15 protein-coding genes and 1 riboswitch are annotated in these 19,964 nt (G+C 72.6%); of the genes, 8 read left to right on the top strand and 7 right to left on the bottom strand.

Annotated elements, in window-relative coordinates; all coding sequences use genetic code 11:
• Positions 1–568: 568 nt before the first annotated feature.
• Complete coding sequence (locus ACFVTC_RS01510) at positions 569–1,939, top strand: diacylglycerol/lipid kinase family protein (protein ID WP_390122780.1); 1,371 nt, start codon at positions 569–571, stop codon at positions 1,937–1,939.
• A gap of 126 nt (positions 1,940–2,065) precedes the next feature.
• Here ACFVTC_RS01510 and ACFVTC_RS01505 read toward each other — a convergent pair whose 3' ends face one another.
• The 5 genes from ACFVTC_RS01505 to ACFVTC_RS01485 all read right to left on the bottom strand — a co-directional run bounded on the left by ACFVTC_RS01505 (position 2,066) and on the right by ACFVTC_RS01485 (position 8,897).
• Positions 2,066–3,472 (bottom strand): lamin tail domain-containing protein, encoded by a 1,407-nt coding sequence (locus ACFVTC_RS01505; protein WP_390122778.1) that lies wholly within the window; start codon positions 3,470–3,472, stop codon positions 2,066–2,068.
• Positions 3,473–3,919: 447 nt separating this feature from the next.
• Entirely contained in the window at positions 3,920–5,725 is a 1,806-nt protein-coding gene (locus ACFVTC_RS01500) for an NlpC/P60 family protein (protein ID WP_390122776.1), read from the bottom strand.
• An 8-nt stretch (positions 5,726–5,733) separates the two neighbouring features.
• Positions 5,734–5,908: riboswitch (cyclic di-AMP (ydaO/yuaA leader) on the bottom strand.
• A gap of 256 nt (positions 5,909–6,164) precedes the next feature.
• The gene (locus ACFVTC_RS01495) at positions 6,165–7,139 is read right to left on the bottom strand and encodes a hypothetical protein (protein ID WP_390122774.1); all 975 of its coding nucleotides are present in this window, start codon (positions 7,137–7,139) and stop codon (positions 6,165–6,167) included.
• Between the two features lie 159 nt (positions 7,140–7,298).
• The gene (locus ACFVTC_RS01490) at positions 7,299–7,934 is read right to left on the bottom strand and encodes a GNAT family N-acetyltransferase (protein WP_390122772.1); all 636 of its coding nucleotides are present in this window, start codon (positions 7,932–7,934) and stop codon (positions 7,299–7,301) included.
• Positions 7,935–8,186: 252 nt separating this feature from the next.
• The gene (locus ACFVTC_RS01485; protein WP_390122770.1) at positions 8,187–8,897 is read right to left on the bottom strand and encodes a TetR/AcrR family transcriptional regulator; all 711 of its coding nucleotides are present in this window, start codon (positions 8,895–8,897) and stop codon (positions 8,187–8,189) included.
• 132 nt (positions 8,898–9,029) lie between these two features.
• Between ACFVTC_RS01485 and ACFVTC_RS01480 the strand changes: the two genes are divergently transcribed.
• Positions 9,030–10,250 (top strand): saccharopine dehydrogenase family protein, encoded by a 1,221-nt coding sequence (locus ACFVTC_RS01480; protein WP_390122769.1) that lies wholly within the window; start codon positions 9,030–9,032, stop codon positions 10,248–10,250.
• A gap of 157 nt (positions 10,251–10,407) precedes the next feature.
• On the opposite strand, the gene ACFVTC_RS01475 is transcribed toward ACFVTC_RS01480, so the two are convergent.
• Entirely contained in the window at positions 10,408–13,788 is a 3,381-nt protein-coding gene (locus ACFVTC_RS01475; RefSeq protein WP_390122767.1) for a pyruvate carboxylase, read from the bottom strand.
• 215 nt (positions 13,789–14,003) lie between these two features.
• On the bottom strand, positions 14,004–14,426 hold the full coding sequence (locus ACFVTC_RS01470; protein WP_390122765.1) for a secondary thiamine-phosphate synthase enzyme YjbQ: 423 nt from the start codon (positions 14,424–14,426) through the stop codon (positions 14,004–14,006).
• Between the two features lie 114 nt (positions 14,427–14,540).
• Between ACFVTC_RS01470 and ACFVTC_RS01465 the strand changes: the two genes are divergently transcribed.
• From ACFVTC_RS01465 to ACFVTC_RS01440, 6 genes are all read left to right on the top strand, one after another.
• Positions 14,541–14,624, top strand: a complete 84-nt coding sequence (locus ACFVTC_RS01465) for a putative leader peptide (RefSeq protein WP_313884353.1) — start codon at positions 14,541–14,543, stop codon at positions 14,622–14,624.
• A gap of 151 nt (positions 14,625–14,775) precedes the next feature.
• Positions 14,776–15,672 (top strand): ABC transporter permease, encoded by an 897-nt coding sequence (locus ACFVTC_RS01460; protein WP_390122763.1) that lies wholly within the window; start codon positions 14,776–14,778, stop codon positions 15,670–15,672.
• On the top strand, positions 15,645–16,478 hold the full coding sequence (locus ACFVTC_RS01455; RefSeq protein WP_390122761.1) for an ABC transporter ATP-binding protein: 834 nt from the start codon (positions 15,645–15,647) through the stop codon (positions 16,476–16,478). Before ACFVTC_RS01460 ends, ACFVTC_RS01455 begins: the two co-directional genes overlap by 28 nt.
• An 89-nt stretch (positions 16,479–16,567) precedes the next feature.
• Entirely contained in the window at positions 16,568–17,596 is a 1,029-nt protein-coding gene (locus tag ACFVTC_RS01450; protein ID WP_390122759.1) for an ABC transporter substrate-binding protein, read from the top strand.
• A gap of 1 nt (position 17,597) precedes the next feature.
• On the top strand, positions 17,598–18,794 hold the full coding sequence (locus ACFVTC_RS01445) for an LLM class flavin-dependent oxidoreductase (RefSeq protein WP_390122757.1): 1,197 nt from the start codon (positions 17,598–17,600) through the stop codon (positions 18,792–18,794).
• Between the two features lie 74 nt (positions 18,795–18,868).
• Entirely contained in the window at positions 18,869–19,957 is a 1,089-nt protein-coding gene (locus ACFVTC_RS01440) for an NAD(P)-binding domain-containing protein (RefSeq protein ID WP_390122755.1), read from the top strand.
• Positions 19,958–19,964 lie beyond the last annotated feature (7 nt).

Here is a 19,964-nt window from a genome sequence, read left to right as displayed (position 1 = left end):
CGCGCCTGTTCCTTCGTCCGCCCTGCTCCTTCGCACGGCCTGCTCCTCCGCGTGCCTTGCTCCGTCGCGAGTCTGCTCCCCCGCGTGCCCTGCTCCGTCGCGAGTCTGCTCCCCCGCGTGCCCTGCTCCGTCGCGAGTCTGCTCCCCCGCGTGCCCTGCTCCGTCGCGAGTCTGCCCCTCCGCGTGCCCCCGCTCCGTCGCGAGTCTGCCCCTCCGCGTGCCCCCGCTCCGTCGCGAGTCTGCCCCTCCGCGTGCCCCCGCTCCTTCGTGCGTCCGCCGCTCCGCGCGGCGGACCCGGCCGTGTCCGCCGGGGCCCGCCGCCGCCCATCGTGCATCAGCCGCGCCATGGCCGTTCCCCGGGGGTACCGAGAGCTCCTGTCCTGCCGCCGCCCGGCCGGCTCGGCCGGATCCTCTTCCCGGGTGACGGCCCCCGCCCGCACCGGGTCCTCGATCGCTCAGCGCGCCGTGTGTGGTGGAGTGGGCCGCACCGGCGCGGCACCGTCGATCCCTGCTTGCGTGCTTCCACGCGGCCCCGCACCGGCGCGTCGGCCGCATCTCTGGAGGAGCGATGACCGAGGACACGAGCGGCGCGACCCGCGGCCGGCAGCGATGGGCGGCCAGGGCCGCACTGGCCGCGGCGGCACTGGCGGTGCTGCTGCCGCTCGCCAAGGGCGGCCTGAGCGGCCTACTGCTCCTCGCGATCGCGTTCGTCGGTGCGGTGGTCACGGCGGCCGCGGCATGGTGGACGCTGACCCGGCGCGGCCCGCTGCGCTGGGTGGCGGCGCTGCTGGCGATGGCCGCACCCGCCGCCGTCGTCACCGTGTTCGCGCTCTCCCTGCTGTGGGCCGTCCCGGTGTCCCTGGTGCTGTGGGCCCTGGCCGTCGGGACCGGGCGCTACGCGCTGCGCGGCGATCACCCCCGCTCCCGGCCTGCCAGGGAGCGCAGGACGCCGCCCCCGCGCCGCCCCTTCCTCGTCATGAACCCGCGTTCCGGGGGCGGGAAGGTGGCGAGGTTCGGCCTGGTGGAGAAAGCCGAACGGCTCGGCGCGCGGGTCGTCCTCCTCGGCCCCGACGAACAGCGGGACGTCACCGCGCTGGCCCGCGCGGCCGTCGCCGACGGAGCCGATCTGCTGGGCGTCGCGGGCGGCGACGGGACCCAGGCGCTCGTCGCGGCCGTCGCCGCCGAGCACGGTCTGCCGTTCCTGGTCGTCTGCGCGGGTACCCGCAACCACTTCGCGATGGACCTCGGGCTCGACCGCGACGACCCCGCGCGCTGCCTCGACGCACTCACCGACGGCGTCGAACTCCGGGTGGACCTCGGCTACGCCGGAGGACATCCGTTCGTCAACAACGCGTCCTTCGGCGCCTACGCGGCGGTCGTCCAGAGCCCGGCGTACCGCGACGACAAGATCGGCACCATCCTGGAGCTCCTGCCCGAACTGCTCACCCGCCGGGTCGGGCCGCGGCTCACCGCCCGCACCGAAGGCACGACGCTCGACGCCCCACAGGCCGTACTGGTGAGCAACAACCCCTACCGCACGAACGATCCGGCCGGGATCGGCCGCCGCGAGCGGCTCGACTCCGGGCTGCTCGGTGTCCTGGGAATCAAGGTCGACAGCGCGGCCGAGGCCGCGGCCCTGGTGCTGGACCGCGCCTCGGAGGGACTCGCGGTCCTCACCACCCGCGAGGTGGTCGTCGACGCGGACCAACCGGAGATCGAGGCCGGTGTCGACGGCGAGGCCATGACGCTGCCCGCCCCGGTCCACTGCCGCGTCGACCCGGGCGCGCTGCGCGTCCGGGTCCCCAGGAAACGTCCCGGTGTGCCCGACTCCCAACCACCCCTGAACTGGCGCCGGTTGCGGGAACTCGCGACGACTGCGGGGCGGACCCGGGCCACCCGCCGAGGCGTCCACGCCGAGGACACGGCCCGGCACCCCTGAGAGCGGCCCGCCCGGAACGCCTTCCCCCCGGAACGGCAGCACGGCGCACCCGGCACTCACCCGGCCCCGGCCGCCCGGTACCGGGGCGGGAACGGCTGCCGGCCGTCCCGCCCCGTCCCGCTGGTGTCAGGCCGTGCAGTTCAGCGTGCCGGCGCGCAGTGCGTGGCCGCCGTCGTTGGTGTCGTCGGACCACAGGACCGGCTTGTGGCCGCCCACGCAGGCGGACTGGGGGGCGATGGCGAAGCCCTCGTTGTTGTAGTCGGCCATGCCGGTGGGCCGGTCGTAGGTGTGGGTGACGGCGAACTTGCCCTGGGCGTTGATGTCGAGGGTCGAGGTCCGGCCCTGGCAGGTGTCGTCGCAGGCCGCCCACAGGCGTCCGGTGGCGGGCTCGAACTCCAGGTCCATCACACCGGGGAAGCCGCTGGCGACGGTGGCGACGCGGGTGTATCCGCCGCCGGACTGGTTGAGGGCGTAGGCGTAGACGGTGCCGTTGCCCTCGACGCCGGCGAGGAAGAGACCGCTGCCGTGGCCGGGGTAGCCGGCCGGGTCGTAGGCGGCACCGGTGTGCTCGTCGCGGAATCCGTGCGCGGTCAGGAAGGTGTCCGGGATCCACGAGATGCCCTCGGGCCCGGCGTTGGCCGGCAGGGAGGGCAGGTCGGAGGTGAGGTTCCACTCCGCCGTCGCGTTCAGCGACGAGGCGGTGGAGGAGGCGTCGAAGCGCAGGATCTTCGGCATGCTGGTGGAGCCGTTGGCGTTGTCGCGCTCGGTGGCGACGAACATGCCGTCGGGCGTGACGACCACACCCTCGGCGTCGGGGTCGCCGCTGCCGCCCGCGTAGTGCAGAGCCTTGCCGGAGCCCCAGCCGCCGGCCGGGTCGGGGCGCCATGTCGCGCCGTTGGGCACCAGCCGGTAGAGCTTGCCGGGGCCGTTGTCCACCGCCCAGAGCACACCCTCGCTCTCGAAGGACAGCCCGCTGAGGTTCTCCCCGAACACGTTCGAAGCGTCCGCGACGGTGACCGCCGCGCCGCCCGGCCACGTGGTGCCGCCCCCGCCGCCGGTGGTGCCGCAGGCGTTCGCCGCACCCTTGGTCGGCGCGGTCGTGGTCGTGAACGCGCCGGTGCCGTCCGCGCACCGCCCGTACGTGGTACTGGCGTGGTCGGTCCAGGTGTAGGAGTCCACCAGGGTGGAACCGTCCGCCAGGAACAGCCGCGCGGAGTCCGAACTCCCCAGCCCGTACGACGACTCGACGTCCAGCGCCAGGAACGCGCCCGGGGCGATCGACGTCTTCTTGCCGACCTTGTAGGAGTGGGAGTTGTCGTTGTCCTTGACGATCCACCCGGACACATCGACCGCGGCGGTCCCGGTGTTGACGAGTTCGATCCAGTCGCCGGGGCTGCCGCCGCTGGACTCGACCTCGTTGATCCGCACCGTGGACGGGTCCTGGGCCGAAGCCGGCGCACCCGACAGGCCGAGGGCGAGGAAGATCAGGGCGGCGGCAGTGATGGGGGCTTGTCTACGCCAGTGCGTACGCAAGGTGGCCGGTCCTCTTTTCAGGGGGTCGGGCAGACAAGGAGCGCGCTCACGCTCCCGGCGAAGCCTCGGGCACACCGACGACCACGGACTGAACGCACCGCGAACAGCGCGGGTACAGGCCGGATGGACTTGATCAAGCGGTGACCGCCGCCGCGATCCCGCCAAGGCAACATCCCTGAAGCCGAGTTGTGCACCCACGCCGTCGAAGTCGCCTCGACGCGCACAGTCGACTCGGCCAAGTGGGCTTCCCCGTGGGCCCGTTCGGCGAACCGGCGAGTGGACGGGGCGTGCCTGCCCGAGACGGTGTCCGATGCCCCGCCCCGGGCGAGGAAGACCGACGCCCGCGCCAACCAGGCGCGGGCGTCGGGCAGTCCGTGCGGGACCAGCCGCCTCGGCACCCCTCTTCAGACTGCGGGCCGGCAGCCGTGGGCGCCGCCTCCCGGCCCCTTACGCGGGCCGCGCGGCACTGTGGATCGCCGCCTGTCCGGCGTAGAAGATCGACTCTTCGCGTATGTACGCCCCCGGGCTCGGCGCGTGGACCATCATGCCGTCGCCGACGTAGAGGCCGACATGGCTGACGTCGTCGTAGAAGAAGATCAGGTCGCCGGCGCGGATGTCGGTGAGCGGGATCGCCGTGGTGGCCGTCGCCTGGTCGCGCGCGGTACGCGGGAGCGCGACCCCGGCCACCGTCCACGACGCCCGGGTGAGGCCCGCGCAGTCGTAGGAGCCCGGCCCGGCCGCGCCCCAGACACACGGCCTGCCGATCTGGGCACGTGCGAAGGCCACCGCCTTGGCGGCCTTCATGTCGTACCCCGAACCGGACGTGTCGCCACCGCCCATGTTCATGCCCACGCCCATGCCGATGCCGATGCCCGCGGTAGTGGGTACTCCCGTGGTGACGGGCGCGACCGCGACGAAGGCCGGGCCGGGAGCGACGGCCGGCGCGAACGGTGCGGACACGACCGGCGGGGCAGGCGCGGGAGCAAAGGTCATGGCGGGGATGTAGGCCGTCTCCGCGGCGACGGGCGGCTCCGGGGCGAAAGGCGGGTCCGGGGCAGGGAGCGGCTCCGGGGCTTGGAACCGGTCGGGGGCGTAGGCCGTGTCCTGGGCGTAGGACAGCTCAGGAGCGTGGGCCGTGCCCGGGGCGAACGCCGTGTCCGAGGCGAACGTCACGCCTGAGCCGAACGCCGTGTCCGCGGCGGACGTCACCCCCGAAGTGAAGGTCATGTCCGAGGTGTACGTCATATCCGGGGTGTACGTCATGTCCGGGGCGTACGTCATGTCCGGGGCGTACGTCATGTCCGGGGCGAGGGGTGTTCCCGCGCCGAGGGACGCGTCCATACCGGCGGGTGCGCCCATACCCGCACGGGCGGCCGTGGCCACGGGTGCGCCCATGCCCGGTCCGGCCGACTGCTGTCGCCGCCACTGCTCCTCGGCCTCGCGGCGGGTCTGTTCCTGCGGGGTGGGCCAGACCTCCTGGGCCGGCCGCGCCCCGATCGCCGCGATCGGGGTGCTCCGCTGCCGGACGGCGTGCCGGGACAGCAGCTCACGGGCGAGTGCGAGCTTGCGCCGGTTCTGCTCCTTGCGGTTCTTCAGCGAGGAGTGACCGGAGTCGGCGGCCGGCGCGGGCAGGGCCCTGACGGTCTCCTGCCGCGCCCCGGTCCCGGCCGGCAGCGCGGCCACGGCCCTCCCGGAGGCGAGCTCCGCCACAGGCCCAGCCGCGGCCGCCAACTCGGCCACGGGCCCCGCTGCGGGTCCGGCGGTCAGCTCCGGAACGGGGCGGCCTGCGGCCTCCAGGGCGCGGGCGGAGGGGCCGCCGTCCAGGCGCGTCGCGGCAGGCGCGGGACGCGTCTCGGCCGGGCGTTTCGGCATTCGGTCGGCCGGCAGCCGCGCCGGCGCGCTCGGGCCCAACTGCGCACGAACCGCGTCGAACCAGGGCCGGGACACGTCGTCGAGGGTGGCGTCGCCGCCCCTGCGCCCGTTGTCCCGGGCGGGGTTGAGGCGATTGCGTGAAGCGGTGGTCATCGCGCGGGTCGCGTTGTAGTTCCCGGTGGCGGTCTCGGCTCGGTCGTAGAGAGAGCTGATCCGCTGCTGGACCTCTTCGCGGCTCGGACCGTCGTCCCCGCCGAGGGAGGCGGAGTTGGGGCTCTGCGGGACCAGGTCCGCCGAGGAACGGGCCACCGTCGCGGGTGCGGAGCGGGGCATGCCGGGGAGGCTGTTGCCTCCAGGGCCCGGGGTGCGTTCCGGCGCCATGGCAGACGTACTCCTTCCGTGCTCCGCCTACCGAGTTAGCTGTCGGGTTCGGGCGGACAGATCCGGAAGGTATGCCCTACAGCCTCTGCCCGGTGGGGCAGTTGGGCCGATTCACCCCAGGGTTCGGTTGGGTCCCCGGCTCCGGTCGCCAGGAGGCCGCACCGGATTAGGCGGAGGCCAAGCGACCCGGCGAGGTTCGCCGGAGGAAGTCGTGTGGCCTGTCGTCAACTTAGCCAACTTGTGTACCTCGCGTGAAGATTGAAGTGCGAAGTGTCCGATATGTAATTGTGACCTTCGTCGTACTCACGATCCTCGGCGAATTCGCCCACCGGACGCCGGACGGGGTCACCGGCGGCACACCCTCACCCGCCGTACGTCTGGCGTCACGTCCGGCGACGTGCGCCCGCCGTGGAACAGCCTTCGGCCCGAGTCGGCGGTGTCAGCGCAGTCGCGCCCGCGGCTCGTTGGCGCGATGCGCGGGGACCGGCGGGTCCGCACGGGCCGCCGGATCCGCCGGAGCCGGTGGCCGCGCGGCGGCCGGTGCTCCCGTCCGGGCCGGTGACTCCGCCGCGCCCGGTGGGGCCGCTGGTTCCGGCAGGTGCGGGCCGTCGGTCGGCCGGTTCTCCGCGCGGCGCGAGTGGAGCAAGACCGTCAGGGCCCGTACGGGTCTTCGCCAGCGCCCGCGCAGCAGCCCCAGCACGATCGCGGCCGCCACGGCGATCAGGTGTTCCCGACCCGCCAGATTGGGTCTGACGATCGACTCCCACACCATCGAGCCGCCGGTGAGCGCGAACACCACGGGCGCCCGTCGGACGACCGCGAGGTAGGTGAACAGACCCACCACCGCCGCGGACGGACCGGTGTCCAGCACCTGCCCGGTCTCGGGCGGCAGCCCCAGACCCCACCAGCCCGGCCCCATCGCGATCATCACGCGCACCGTGAGGGTGCCGGCCAACGTGGTGGCGTACGCGATGGCCAGGGTCCGGGCGCGGCCGAGGGCGAGTTCGGCGAGGGCGAACGCGAGGAACAGCTGGGTGATGCCCGCCCACACCGGCAGGTCGAGGGCGGGGACGTACAGGGACACGGGGGTACGCAGCAGGGCCAGCGGCAGGGGCAGGGCCGCCTTGACCCCGCCCGTCAGCCGCACCACCGTGGCGCCCGTCGGATGCTGGGCGATCGCGTGGAAGAAGATGACCCCGAAGGCGGCCACGAACGCCAGCACGAGTCCGGACAGTCCGCGGCGCCGGAGTTGCCGGAACGGTTCGACGACGATGCCGTGCCACTCGCCGCGCAGGGTGCGTCCGACGAACGACGCGATCCGGTACGGCGTGCCGCCCGGTCGCCCCCGTCCGCCGCCGCCCACGGCGGGCGGCGGTGGACCGTCACCGGGTCCCGCCGTCCGTCCATGACCCATGCCGACATCGCCGCGACGCTCTTCCACCGCCCTAAGCAATGCCCTCTCCCCCCACCACCCGCAGGACGTCTCCTCGTATAGAGGGACGAGATCTTCATAAGGTTGACTCAGGCCGTACCCGCTCCCTGACGCGGGTCCGGTCCCCACGGCCCGCGCGGATCAGGGCGAGCGGCGCTGGCGGTCCGTCGACCTGCCCAGATAGGTCAGGGGGCCCGGTTCCGGCACCGGGATCTCGTGGAAACCGAGACGGTCGTAGAAGACGCGTGCCGACGTGTTGGCGGTGACCATGCCGAGGTGGACGGCGGGGACACCGCGGTCCGCGAGCGCGTCGAGGAAGGTGTCCATCAAGGCCCGGCCATGGCCCCTGCGCTGCCAGTCCGGGAGCAGGTCGATGTGCAGATGCGCGGGATAGGCGGCGAGCTCGGGCAGGATCATGCGTTCGGGGCGGTGCAGCAGGTCGATCATCGTGTCGCCCGGCGTGCGCGGTGGCGTCGTCCTCCGTGGGTAGCGCGTGGCGACACGCGGTATCCAGAGGTCGCGGAGCTCGCCCACGAACCGCGCCGTGTCGGCGGTGCCCAGGACGTAGCCGACCGCTCGGCCGGTCCCGTCGTCGAGCACGAAGGCCAGCTCCGGTTCGAGATGACAGTAGGGGTACGCGAACAGGGACGGCATCAGCTCCAGGTCGGGACAGAGAGCCCGTGAATCCCCTCCGTCGTTGGCCGTCATCACGCACACGTGCGCTACCGCCGCGCGGTCTTCGGGCTTGTACGGGCGGATCGTCGGCTGATCGGTCATGAGCCGTATCCTCCCTGTATGGGAGCGCTCCCGCCACCGTCTGGACCGCTCGAACCGCCCCACCCGTCCGTACCGCCCCACCCGTCCGTCCGGCCCGCTCGAACGCCCGGATCCTGAGCCTCCACCTCCCCGCCACCGGGCCCTCCGACTCCCGGTCCTCCGGCTCCCAGCCCTCCGGCTCATGACTCCTGACGCCAGGCTCCAGGCCACGGACCGTACCGGCGGGTCATCGCTCCGCGGCACCGCCCGTCGTCAGCGGGCGCGCAGCGACTCCCACTGCGCCGCCGCGCTGTCCAGCAACATCTCCAGCGCCGTGGGATAGGCGCTGTCGACCATGCGGGTCACCAGAAGGGGTGCCGCCTCCGCGATCCGGGGATGGGTGACGCGCGGCAGCCGGGCGTACGTCGAACGCCACATGTCCTCATCGGCGCTGCGGCTCTCGCGTGGCAGCGCCAGCGAGGCGGCGTCGAGCGCGGCGAAGGCCAGCGTCTGGTCGATGAAGGCCTGGTAGATCCGTACCGTGTCCGGCAGCGGGAACCCCGCCGTGCGCAGGACATCGAGGATGGCCTCGTCGGCCGCCAGTTCGTGGGCCCGGCCGGTGACCCGGTTCGCGGTCAGCAGGGCCGCCTGCGGATGCCCGACGTACACCGCGTGGATACGCAGCCCGAGGCCGCGCAGATCCGACCGCCACTCCCCCGTGGGCCGCCACCCGTCCAGGGCCTGCCCGATCAGGGCGTCGCCGATCGCGAGGGTCAGGTCGTCCATACCGCGGAAGTACCGGTACAGGGTGCTGGGGTCGGCGTCCAGGGCCAGGCCGAGACGGCGGGCGGTGAGTCCCGCGCTGCCGTGCTCACGCAGCATCCGCAGGGCGGTCTCGACGATGAGTCGCTCGGACAGGACGGTGCCGCTCCTGGTGGGACGCCGACGCCGCCGCTTCTCCTCGGGCACCACCGCTTTCGGCACCGCCGCCTCCTCGCTCCTTACGCCAACACCATTGACCTTATCCGAGCGCCCGGCGTTGGATCTCACGCCAGGGGCGCCGCGTCTGCGGTCCGCGCGGGCACGCCCCTTCTCCGCAGAGAGGAAGTCCGTGTCATGCGTGTTCTGCTTGTGGGAGCCGGCGGTGTGGGCACCGCCATCACCCGGATCGCGGCCCGTCGTCCGTTCTTCGACGAGATGGTCGTGGCCGACTACGACCTGAGCCGCGCCGAGGCCGCCGTGGCCGCCCTCCCGGACGCCGCGGGCCGCTTCCGTGCCGAGCGCGTCGACGCCTCCGACCAGGGAGCGGTGACCGCGCTGCTGGGCCGGCACGGGTGCGACGTCCTGCTCAACGCCACCGATCCCCGGTTCGTGATGCCCCTCTTCCAGGCGGCGCGCGAAGCCGGCGCCACCTACCTCGACATGGCGATGTCCCTGTCGCGCCCCCATCCCGAGAGGCCGTACGACGAGTGCGGGGTCATGCTCGGCGACGCGCAGTTCGCGCAGGCCGCCGACTGGGAGAAGGCGGGCGCGCTGGCCCTCGTCGGCATGGGCGTGGAGCCGGGGCTGTCCGATGTCTTCGCACGCTACGCGGCCGACGAACTCTTCGACGAGATCGAGGAGATCGGCATCCGTGACGGCGCGAACCTCACCGTCGACGGCTATGACTTCGCCCCGTCCTTCAGTATCTGGACCACCATCGAGGAGTGCCTCAACCCTCCGGTCGTCTACGAGGCGGACCGCGGCTGGTTCACCACGGCGCCGTTCAGCGAGCCGGAGGTCTTCGACTTCCCCGAGGGCATCGGCCCGGTGGAGTGCGTGAACGTGGAGCACGAGGAGGTGCTGCTCGTCCCGCGCTGGATCGACGCGCGGCGCGTGACCTTCAAGTACGGCCTGGGCGAGGAGTTCATCCAGACCCTCAGGACGCTGCACCTGCTGGGCCTCGACCGTACGGATCCGGTGACCGTGCCGAGCGCGGCGGGCCCGGTGGCCGTGTCGCCCCGCGACGTCGTGGCCGCCTGTCTGCCGGACCCGGCGACGCTCGGCGAGCGCATGCACGGCAAGACCTGCGCGGGCACGTGGGTGCGCGGCACCAAGAACGGCGCGCCCCGCGAGGTGTACCTCTACCACGTGGTCGACAACCAGTGGTCGATGGCCGAGTACGGCTCCCAGGCGGTGGTGTGGCAGACGGCCGTCAACCCGGTCGTCGCCCTCGAGCTCCTGGCCACCGGGGCGTGGACCGGCTCGGGAGTCCTCGGCCCGGAGGCGTTCCCCGCCCGCCCCTTCCTCGACCTGCTCACCGCGTACGGCTCGCCGTGGGGCATACGGGAGCAGTGACCGCCCCCCGCCGCCCCGCGAGCCCGTACGGCCCCGGAGCCCCGGTGCCTTGAACTCCCGGGGTCCCGGAGCCGGCCGGGTGACGGCACGGTTCCGGGACTCGGGCGTTCGACCCCGCGGGGTCCGACGGGGTCCAGAGGTGTCCCGCGCTGTCCGACTACGCCTGGGCGATCACCATCAGGAGATCGCCCGCCTCGACCTGCTGGACGGAGGTGATGGCAAGACGTCCCACCGTTCCGGCTACCGGGGCGGTGATGGCGGCCTCCATCTTCATCGCCTCGATCGTCGCGACGGTCGCGCCCGCCTCGACGGCGTCCCCGGCCGCGACCGACAGCGTCACCACTCCGGCGAACGGCGCGGCGACGTGCTTCGGATCGGACTTGTCGGCCTTCTCCGCCGCCGGCAGGTCCGAGGCCACCGAGCGGTCACGCACCTGGATCGGCCGGAGCTGGCCGTTGAGCGTGGCCATCACGGTACGCATGCCGCGTTCGTCCGCCTCGCCGATCGCCTCCAGGACGATGAGGAGCCGCACCCCGCGTTCGAGGTCCACCTCGTGCTCCTCCCCCGGCCGCAGACCGTAGAAGAAGTCCTTGCTCGGCAGGACGCCGGTGTCGCCGTAGGCGTCGCGGTGCGCCTCGAACTCCTTCGCCGGGCCCGGGAACAGCAGCCGGTTGAGGGTGGCCCGCCGGTCCTTCTCCAGTCCGTCGCGGTCCTCGGCGGACAGTTCGACGACCGGCCTGGGCGCGGCGCGGCCCTTGAGGGCCTTGCTGCGGAACGGCTCCGGCCAGCCGCCGGGCGGATCGCCCAACTCGCCGCGCAGGAAGCCGATCACGGAGTCCGGGATGTCGTACGCGCCGGGGTCGGCCGCGAACCGCTCGTGCGGGACGCCCGCGCCGACGAGGTGCAGGGCGAGATCGCCGACCACCTTGGACGACGGCGTGACCTTGACCAGGCGGCCGAGCATCCGGTCGGCCGCGGCGTACATCGCCTCGATGTCCTCGAAGCGGTCGCCGAGGCCCAGTTCCCGTGCCTGGACACGCAGGTTGGACAGCTGCCCGCCGGGGATCTCGTGGTCGTAGACGCGTCCGGTGGGCGAGGCGAGACCGGCCTCGAACGGGGCGTAGATCCTGCGGACGATCTCCCAGTACGGCTCGAGGTCGCCGACCGCCCGCAGGCTCAGCCCGGTCGGTCGCTCCGAGTGGTCGGTGGCCGCGACGATCGCCGACAGCGACGGCTGCGAGGTGGTACCCGCCATGGAGGCCACCGCTCCGTCCACGGCGTCGGCGCCCGCGTCGATCGCGGCGAGGTAGGTGGCCAGCTGGCCGCCGGCCGTGTCGTGGGTGTGGAGGTGGACGGGCAGGTCGAACTCCCTGCGCAGCGCGGTCACCAGTTTCGCGGCGGCGGGTGCCCGGAGCAGTCCGGCCATGTCCTTGATCGCCAGGACGTGCGCGCCGGCGTCGACGATCTGCTCGGCGAGCCGGAGGTAGTAGTCGAGGGTGTAGAGCTTCTCGGCCGGGTCGGACAGGTCCGAGGTGTAGCAGAGGGCGACCTCGGCGACGGCCGATCCGGTCTCGCGTACGGCGTCGATCGCGGGCCGCATCTGGCCGACGTCGTTGAGCGCGTCGAAGATGCGGAAGATGTCGATGCCGGTCCGGGTGGCCTCCTCGACGAAGGCGGTGGTGACCTCCGTGGGGTAGGGCGTGTAGCCGACCGTGTTGCGGCCGCGCAGCAGCATCTGCAGGCAGAGGTTGGGCACCGCCTCGCGCAGCCGGGCGAGCCGGTCCCACGGGTCCTCGGACAGGAAGCGCAGGGCGACGTCGTAGGTGGCGCCGCCCCAGCACTCCAGGGACAGCAACTGCGGCAGCGTCCGGGCCACGGCGGGGGCGACGGCCAGCAGGTCCTTGGTCCGCACCCGGGTGGCCAGCAGTGACTGGTGGGCGTCCCGGAAGGTGGTGTCGGTGACGGCCACCGAGGTCGACTCCCGCAGCCACCGCGCGAAGCCCTCGGGCCCCAGTTCGGTCAGCCGCTGCTTCGATCCGGCGGGCGGTTCGCCGGCCGGGACGTCCGGCAGTTTGGTCGTGGGGTCGATCAGGTGCGGGCGTTCCCCGTGCGGCTTGTTGACCGTCACGTCGGCGAGATAGGTGAGCATGCGGGTGCCGCGGTCGGCGGAGTGGCGCGCGGTCAGGAGATGCGGGCGTTCCTCGATGAACGAGGTGGTGACCCTGCCCTCCTGGAAGTCCGGGTCGTCGAGCACCGCCTGCAGGAACGGGATGTTCGTGGCCACGCCCCGGATGCGGAACTCGGCCACCGCGCGCCGGGCGCGGCGCACCGCGGTGGCGAAGTCGCGGCCCCGGCAGGTCAGTTTCACCAGCATGGAGTCGAAGTGGGCGCTGATCTCCGAGCCGACGAAGGCGGTGCCGCCGTCCAGCCGGATCCCGGAACCGCCGGGCGAGCGGTACGCGCTGATGGTGCCGGTGTCGGGCCGGAACCCGTTGGCCGGGTCCTCGCTGGTGATCCGGCACTGCAGTGCGGCGCCCCGCAGCTGGATCCGGTCCTGCGAGAGGCCGAGGTCGGCGAGGGTCTCGCCGGAGGCGATGCGCAGTTGCGCCTGGACCAGGTCGACGTCGGTGACCTCCTCGGTCACCGTGTGCTCGACCTGGATGCGCGGGTTCATCTCGATGAAGACGTGATTGCCGTCGCGGTCGAGAAGGAACTCGACGGTGCCGGCGTTGCGGTAGCCGATGCTCTGCGCGAAGGCGACCGCGTCGGCGCAGATGCGGTCACGGAGCGCGGGGTCGAGGTTGGGCGCCGGCGCGAGTTCGACGACCTTCTGGTGGCGCCGCTGCACCGAGCAGTCCCGCTCGAAGAGGTGGATGACGTTGCCGTCTCCGTCGGCGAGGATCTGCACCTCGATGTGGCGGGGGTCGACGACGGCCTTCTCCAGGAACACCGTGGCGTCGCCGAAGGCGGACTCGGCCTCGCGGGACGCCGCCTCGATGGACTCACGCAGGTGCGCCGGGTCGTCCACGCGCCGCATGCCCCGTCCGCCGCCGCCGGCGACCGCCTTGACGAACAGCGGGAAGCCGACGTCCCGCGCGGCGGCCGTCAGCTCGTCCAGGTCGTTCGACGGCTGCGACGACCCGAGGACCGGGACGCCGGCCGCGCGGGCCGCGGCGACCGCGCGCGCCTTGTTCCCGGTCAGCTCCAGTACGTCGGCGCTGGGGCCGATGAACGTGATGCCGGCCTCTTCGCAGGCCTGGGCCAGCTCGGGATTCTCGGACAGGAATCCGTACCCGGGGTAGACGGCGTCCGCCCCGGCCCTGCGCGCCGCCCCCACGATCTCCTCGACCGACAGGTAGGCACGCACCGGGTGCCCTCTCCGGCCGATCTCGTAGGCCTCGTCGGCCTTGAGACGATGCAGCGAGCCGCGGTCCTCGTAGGGGAACACCGCCGCCGTTCCCGCGCCCAGTTCGTAGGCGGCGCGGAACGCGCGGACGGCGATCTCACCACGGTTCGCGACAAGTACCTTCCGGAACATGCACAGTCCCTTCCTGACGTTCGCGACGGGCGCGCCCGACGGGCGCCCTCGTGACTGTTGCCCTGTCTACACCCGCTCAAGAACACCACGGGCCGAATCACCACCGGCCGGTCGCTCATCCGCGGCATCGTGAAGATCATCGTCGCGCGGTCGGCCGGCCCTCGGGCCGCCGCTGTCGCACATCGTGTGCGGCGGGCTTCCCGGGCCCCGCCCGCTCAGCCCAGAAAGCTCAACCGCACCTGGCGTTCGGGATTGGAGACGTTCGTGTCCACCAGGCACACCGACTGCCAGGTCCCCAGCTCCAGCCGCCCGCCGAGCACCGGCAGTGTCGCGTGGGGCGGGACGATGGCGGGGAGCACATGGTCGCGGCCGTGACCGGGGCTGCCGTGGCGGTGCTGCCAGCGGTCGTCGGAGGGGAGCAGGGTGTGCAGGGCCGCGAGGAGGTCGTCGTCGCTTCCGGCGCCGGTCTCGATGATCGCGATTCCGGCCGTGGCGTGCGGCACGAAGACGTTCAGCAGGCCGTCGCGTCCGGCCGCCGCCTCCCGCAGGAAGGTCTCGCAGTCACGGGTGAGGTCGACGACCGTCTCCGCGGAGCCGGTGGTGATGTTCAGGACTCGGGTGGTGAAGGCATCGGACATGCCCCGATTCTCACCCGTGCACCAGGATGCGACTACGACCGGCCCGTGGTACGAGGGGTCCATTCCACGAGACGCCATTGACCGGGCACCGGCGACCTGACTACTTTCTGCCGCATGTTGCGTTCAGCCCTGCTCACCACGCGCGGTCACATCGACCTGCTGCGGGTGGCCTCCGCCGCGTGTCGCCGCGGCCGCTGACGCCCTTTCACACCTCGCCCGTACGGCACTCGCCCCTCCCGGCGCGCCCGCGCTCCACCCCACCCGCACGTCATGAGCCCGCACCTGGTTCCTGACGCGGCGGAGTTCTGGCGCACCCCTCTCCGGCCGCTCTCCTCCCCGTGGAGCATCCATGACCGTCAGCCATGCCCCGCCCGGCCCTTCCGAGTCCGATATTCCTGGAATATCCGCGGCAGTCGAGCACACCGCGCGGGCACCGGCGTCACCCGACCTCGTCCCGATCGTGCCGAGTTCCACGCGCCGCGCCCGCGTCCCCCGCTGGCTGCGCCGCACCGCCGGCCCCCTTCTGCTGCTCGCGCTCTGGCAACTCCTCAGCGGTACGGGCGTACTGGCTTCCGGAGTCCTCGCCCCGCCGGGCACCATCGCGCGGGTCGGCGCCGATCTGGTCACCGACGGCTCGCTGCCGAACGCGATGGGCGTCTCCTTGCAACGCGTCGCCGTCGGGCTCCTGTTGGGAACCGTCATCGGCACCGGTCTCGCACTCGTGTCCGGGCTCTTCCGTATCGGCGAGGACCTGGTGGACGCGAGCGTGCAGATGCTGCGGACCGTGCCCTTCGTCGGGCTGATCCCGCTGTTCATCATCTGGTTCGGGATCGGCGAGGCCCCGAAGATCGCCATCATCACGCTGGGCGTCTCCTTCCCGCTCTATCTGAACGTGTACGCCGGTATCCGCGGCGTCGACTCCCAGTTGATCGAGGCCGGGGAGTCGCTCGGGCTCTCCCGCCGGGGGCTCGTGCGGCACGTCGTGCTGCCGGGCGCGCTGCCCGGGGCCCTGACCGGGCTTCGCTACTCCCTCGGCATCGCCTGGCTGGCGCTGGTCTTCGCCGAACAGATCAACGCGGACGCCGGGATCGGCTTCCTCATGGTGCAGGCCCGCGACTTCCTGCGGACCGACGTGATCGTGGTCTGTCTGATCGTCTACGCCTTCCTCGGCCTGCTCGCCGACTTCGTCGTCCGCTCCCTCGAAAGGCTGCTGCTGCAATGGCGACCGACATTCACAGGCCGGTGACCGCGGAGAAGGCCGCATCGGCGGCGCACATACCCGCGCGGACACAGACCCCCGCACACGCGCCCGCACAGGTCCGGTCGCACGCGCAGGCGGAGGCATCCGCGCCGCTCCCGGCCGTACGCGTCCAGGGGCTGACCCGCGTCTTCGAGGGCCGCGCCGTCATCCAGGACCTCCATCTCGACGTACGGCCGGGGGAGTTCGTGGCGCTGCTCGGTCGCAGCGGCTGCGGCAAGTCCACGCTGCTGCGCATCCTCGCCGGGCTCGACCGTGACATCGAGGGCTCCGTCCTCGTCCCGCGCCGCAAGGCCGTCGCGTTCCAGGCACCGCGGCTGATGCCGTGGAAGAAGGTGTGGCGCAACGTCCTGCTCGGACTGCCCGGCAAGCCCGAACGCCCGGTCGCCGAGCAGGCGTTGACGGAGGTCGGTCTCACTCACCGCTCCGACGCGTGGCCCAAGACGCTCTCCGGTGGCGAGGCCCAACGTGCCTCACTGGCACGCGCGTTGGTGCGCGAGCCCGATCTGCTGCTGCTCGACGAGCCGTTCGGCGCGCTCGACGCCCTCACCCGGATCACGGCGCAGCGGCTGGTCGGCGAGTTGTGGCAGCGGCGCGGCTGCGCGGTCCTGCTGGTGACGCACGACGTGGAGGAGGCCGTGCTCCTCGCCGACCGGGTCCTGGTCATGGACGAGGGCGCCATCGCGTACGAGACCCGGGTCGGGCTGGACCGCCCGCGTGACATCGCCGACCCCCGTTTCGCCGCTCTGCGTGCCGGGCTCCTGGAACGCCTGGGCGTCGACAGCACGTCCTGAACTCCCCGCGCCCCGGACCTTCGTCCCCTCCACCGGCCGTGCGACGCCCACGACCGCCCCACCTCCGGACCGACCGAACGGAAATCGCCATGCGACGACGCCTCGTCCCCGCCGCTCTCCTCCCCCTGGCCCTGCTGCTCACCGCCTGCGGCGGCACCTCGGTCGCCGGCACCGCCGCGGGTGCCGGAACCGACGGCAAGGGTTCCCTCACGCTCGACGTCGGTGACCAGAAGGGCGGTTCGGAGGCGGTGCTGCGGGCCGCCGGGGAGCTCAAGAACCTCGACTACAAGATCAAATGGTCGACGTTCACCTCCGGCCCGCCTCTCCTCGAGGCCGTCAACGCCAAGGCCGTCGACATCGGCGGGGTCGGCAACACCCCACCGGTCTTCGCGGCCGGCGCCGACTCGAAGATCTCGGTGGTGGCCGCCTGGCGCGGCACGTCCAAGGGTGAGGCCGTCCTCGTACCGAAGAACTCGTCGTTGAAGCGCCCCGCGGAGCTGAAGGGCAAGTCCATAGCCGTGGCGCAGGGTTCGTCCGCGCACTACCAACTGATCGCCTCGCTCAAGAAGGCCGGTCTGAAGCTGAGCGACGTGAAGGTCAAGTACCTCCAGCCCGCCGACGCGCTGGCCGCGTTCACCGGCGGCAAGGTGGACGCGTGGGCGGTGTGGGACCCGTACACCTCGCAGGTGGTCGAGGCCGGACGGGGCCGGATCCTGACGGACGGCGACGGGGTGGTCAACGGGCTCAGCTTCCAGGTGGCCGCGCCCGGCGCGCTCAGGGACAGCCGGAAGGCGGCGGCGGTCAAGGACTACCTGGAGCGGCTGCGGCGCGCCCAGGACTGGGTCTACGACCACCCGGACGCCTGGGCGAAGGTGTGGGCGAAGGACACCGGGCTGCCGTACGGGGTGGCGCTCGCCTCGGTGAAGCGGACCAACGCCAGCCGTATCGCGGTCGCCGTCGACAAGCCGCTCATCGCCTCCGAGCAGCGGATCGCCGACACCTTCACCGGCCTCGGGCTCATCCCGCGCAAGGTCGACTTCTCGGCGTTCGTCGACACCCGCTTCAACGGCGGGCTGCCGGCCTCCACCACCACTCCCCGCGTCTACAAGGAGTCGTGACATGACCGTCCATCTCCACTGGTTCCTGCCGACCGGCGGCGACGGCCGCACCCTGGTGGACCGGCACGCGTACGCGTCCAACGCAGTCGGCCGCGCGCGGCAGGCCGAGGGGGTCCGGGCCCCCGACATCGGGTATCTGGCCCAGATCGCGAAGGCCGCGGAGCAGTTGGGCTTCGAGGCCGTGCTCACTCCCACCGGCACGTGGTGCGAGGACGCATGGCTGACGACGGTGGCGCTGGCCCAGCACACCGAACGGCTGAAGTTCCTGGTGGCGTTCCGGCCCGGTGTGGTGTCGCCGACCCTGGCGGCGCAGATGGCCGCGACCTACCAGCGGATCACGCGGGGACGGCTGCTCCTCAATGTGGTCACCGGTGGCGACTCGGCCGAGCAGCGGCGTTTCGGCGACCGTCTCGGCCACGATCAGCGGTACGCGCGTACGGACGAGTTCCTGTCCGTGGTGCGCGGCGTGTGGAGCGGGCAGCCGTACGACTTCGACGGGAGCCACTACCGGATCGAGGGTGGCCTGACGGCGCTGCCGCCCGACCCGCTGCCGGAGATCTTCTTCGGCGGTTCCTCGGCCGCCGCGGGGCCGGTCGCGGCACGGCACGCGGACGTCTATCTCACCTGGGGCGAGCCTCCGGCCCAGGTGCGGGAGAAGATCGACTGGATTCGCTCGCTGGCCGAGCGCGAGGGGCGGACGGTCCGCTTCGGCATCCGGCTGCACTCCGTCTCCCGCGACTCGTCCGCCGCGGCCTGGTCGACCGCGGACCGGCTGCTCGACGACCTCGACGCGAACACGATCGCGGCCGCGCAGTCTGCGCTCGGGCGCAGTGAGTCGGTGGGCCAGCAGCGCATGCTGGCGCTGCACGGCGGTTCCCGCGACGAGCTGGAGATCTCCCCGAATCTGTGGGCGGGCGTGGGTCTCGTACGCGGTGGCGCGGGCACCGCTCTCGTCGGCAGCCACGTCGAGGTCGCCGACCGGATCGAGGAGTACCACGCTCTGGGTATCGAGCACTTCGTGCTCTCCGGGTATCCGCACCTGGAGGAGGCGTACTGGTTCGGGGAGGGCGTGATCCCGGTTCTGGCCGCCCGGGGGCTGCTGCCTCCGGCCCCGGAGCCGCTGCCTCCGGCCCCGGAGCCGCTGCCACGTACGGCGGCGGGAGGTGGTGCGCCGCTGCTGGTCGCGGGCGGCCGTTGAGGAACTCCCGTCGGGTGGATCACACCTGGTCCACCCGGGGGAAGATCTCCGGCTCCGGCCGAGTTGGTAGAAGCGTGAACAACTCTGGGGCGCGGGCGCGCGCGGTCGATGTCGTGGTGGTCGGTGCCGGTCAGGCGGGACTGTCCAGCGCCTACCACCTGCGGCGCACCGGTTTCGAGCCGGAGCGCGACTTCGTGGTGCTGGACCACGCGCCGCGGCCCGGCGGCGCGTGGCAGTTCCGCTGGCCGTCGCTGACCTACGGCAAGGTGCACGGAATGCACTCGCTGCCCGGGATGGAGCTGGAGGGCGCGGACCCGGCCCGGCCGTCCTCGGAGGTCATCGCCGCATACTTCGACGCTTACGAGCGCAGGTTCGATCTGCGGGTGCGGCGGCCCGTCGAGGTGACGGCGGTCCGGGAGGGCACCGAGGGACGACTGCTCGTCGAGACCTCTGACGGTACGTGGTCGGCGCGGGCGCTGATCAACGCGACGGGCACCTGGGACCGGCCGTTCTGGCCGCGCTATCCGGGACAGGAGACCTTCCGGGGACGGCAGTTGCACACGGCGCAGTACCCCGGGCCCGAGGAGTTCGCCGGGCAGCGGGTGGTCGTCGTGGGCGGTGGCGCGTCCGGCACCCAGCACCTGATGGAGATCGCTCGGTACGCGGCCGCGACGACCTGGGTGACACGGAAGCCGCCGGTCTTCCGCGAGGGGCCGTTCACCGAGGACTTCGGCCGGGCGGCCGTCGCGCTCGTGGAGGAACGGGTACGGCAGGGCCTGCCGCCCAAGAGCGTCGTCTCGGTGACGGGGCTGCCGTTGAACGACGCGATCCGTCAGGCCCTCGCCGACGGAGTGCTGGAGCGGCAGCCGATGTTCGACCGCATCGTCCCGGACGGCGTCGAGTGGGCCGACGGACACCGCGTGGCCGCCGACGTCATCCTGTGGGCGACCGGCTTCCGCGCCGCCATCGACCATCTGGCGCCGCTGCGGCTGCGCGAGCCGGGCGGCGGTATCCGCGTCGAGGGCACCCGTGCCGCGGCCGATCCGCGGATCCATCTGGTCGGCTACGGGCCGTCGGCCAGCACCATCGGCGCCAACCGGGCCGGACGCGCGGCGGTACGGGACATCAGGCGGCTGCTGGCCGGAGTGCCGGCCGGCGCCTGACGTCCCG

This window comes from Streptomyces sp. NPDC057950 (assembly GCF_042887295.1).
GTDB lineage: Bacteria > Actinomycetota > Actinomycetes > Streptomycetales > Streptomycetaceae > Streptomyces > Streptomyces kaempferi.
Note: the sequence above shows the minus strand (reverse complement) of the source record. Positions and strands in the feature narration are given on the sequence as shown.

Coding starts and splice junctions, on each gene's coding strand:
- ACFVTC_RS01510 (WP_390122780.1), top strand. CDS start 569: ATGACCGAGGACACGAGCGGCGCGACCCGCGGCCGGCAGCGATGGGCG.
- ACFVTC_RS01500 (WP_390122776.1), bottom strand. CDS start 5,725: ATGGCGCCGGAACGCACCCCGGGCCCTGGAGGCAACAGCCTCCCCGGC.
- ACFVTC_RS01495 (WP_390122774.1), bottom strand. CDS start 7,139: ATGGGTCATGGACGGACGGCGGGACCCGGTGACGGTCCACCGCCGCCC.
- ACFVTC_RS01490 (WP_390122772.1), bottom strand. CDS start 7,934: ATGACCGATCAGCCGACGATCCGCCCGTACAAGCCCGAAGACCGCGCG.
- ACFVTC_RS01480 (WP_390122769.1), top strand. CDS start 9,030: ATGCGTGTTCTGCTTGTGGGAGCCGGCGGTGTGGGCACCGCCATCACC.
- ACFVTC_RS01475 (WP_390122767.1), bottom strand. CDS start 13,788: ATGTTCCGGAAGGTACTTGTCGCGAACCGTGGTGAGATCGCCGTCCGC.
- ACFVTC_RS01470 (WP_390122765.1), bottom strand. CDS start 14,426: ATGTCCGATGCCTTCACCACCCGAGTCCTGAACATCACCACCGGCTCC.
- ACFVTC_RS01465 (WP_313884353.1), top strand. CDS start 14,541: ATGTTGCGTTCAGCCCTGCTCACCACGCGCGGTCACATCGACCTGCTG.
- ACFVTC_RS01460 (WP_390122763.1), top strand. CDS start 14,776: ATGACCGTCAGCCATGCCCCGCCCGGCCCTTCCGAGTCCGATATTCCT.
- ACFVTC_RS01455 (WP_390122761.1), top strand. CDS start 15,645: ATGGCGACCGACATTCACAGGCCGGTGACCGCGGAGAAGGCCGCATCG.
- ACFVTC_RS01450 (WP_390122759.1), top strand. CDS start 16,568: ATGCGACGACGCCTCGTCCCCGCCGCTCTCCTCCCCCTGGCCCTGCTG.
- ACFVTC_RS01445 (WP_390122757.1), top strand. CDS start 17,598: ATGACCGTCCATCTCCACTGGTTCCTGCCGACCGGCGGCGACGGCCGC.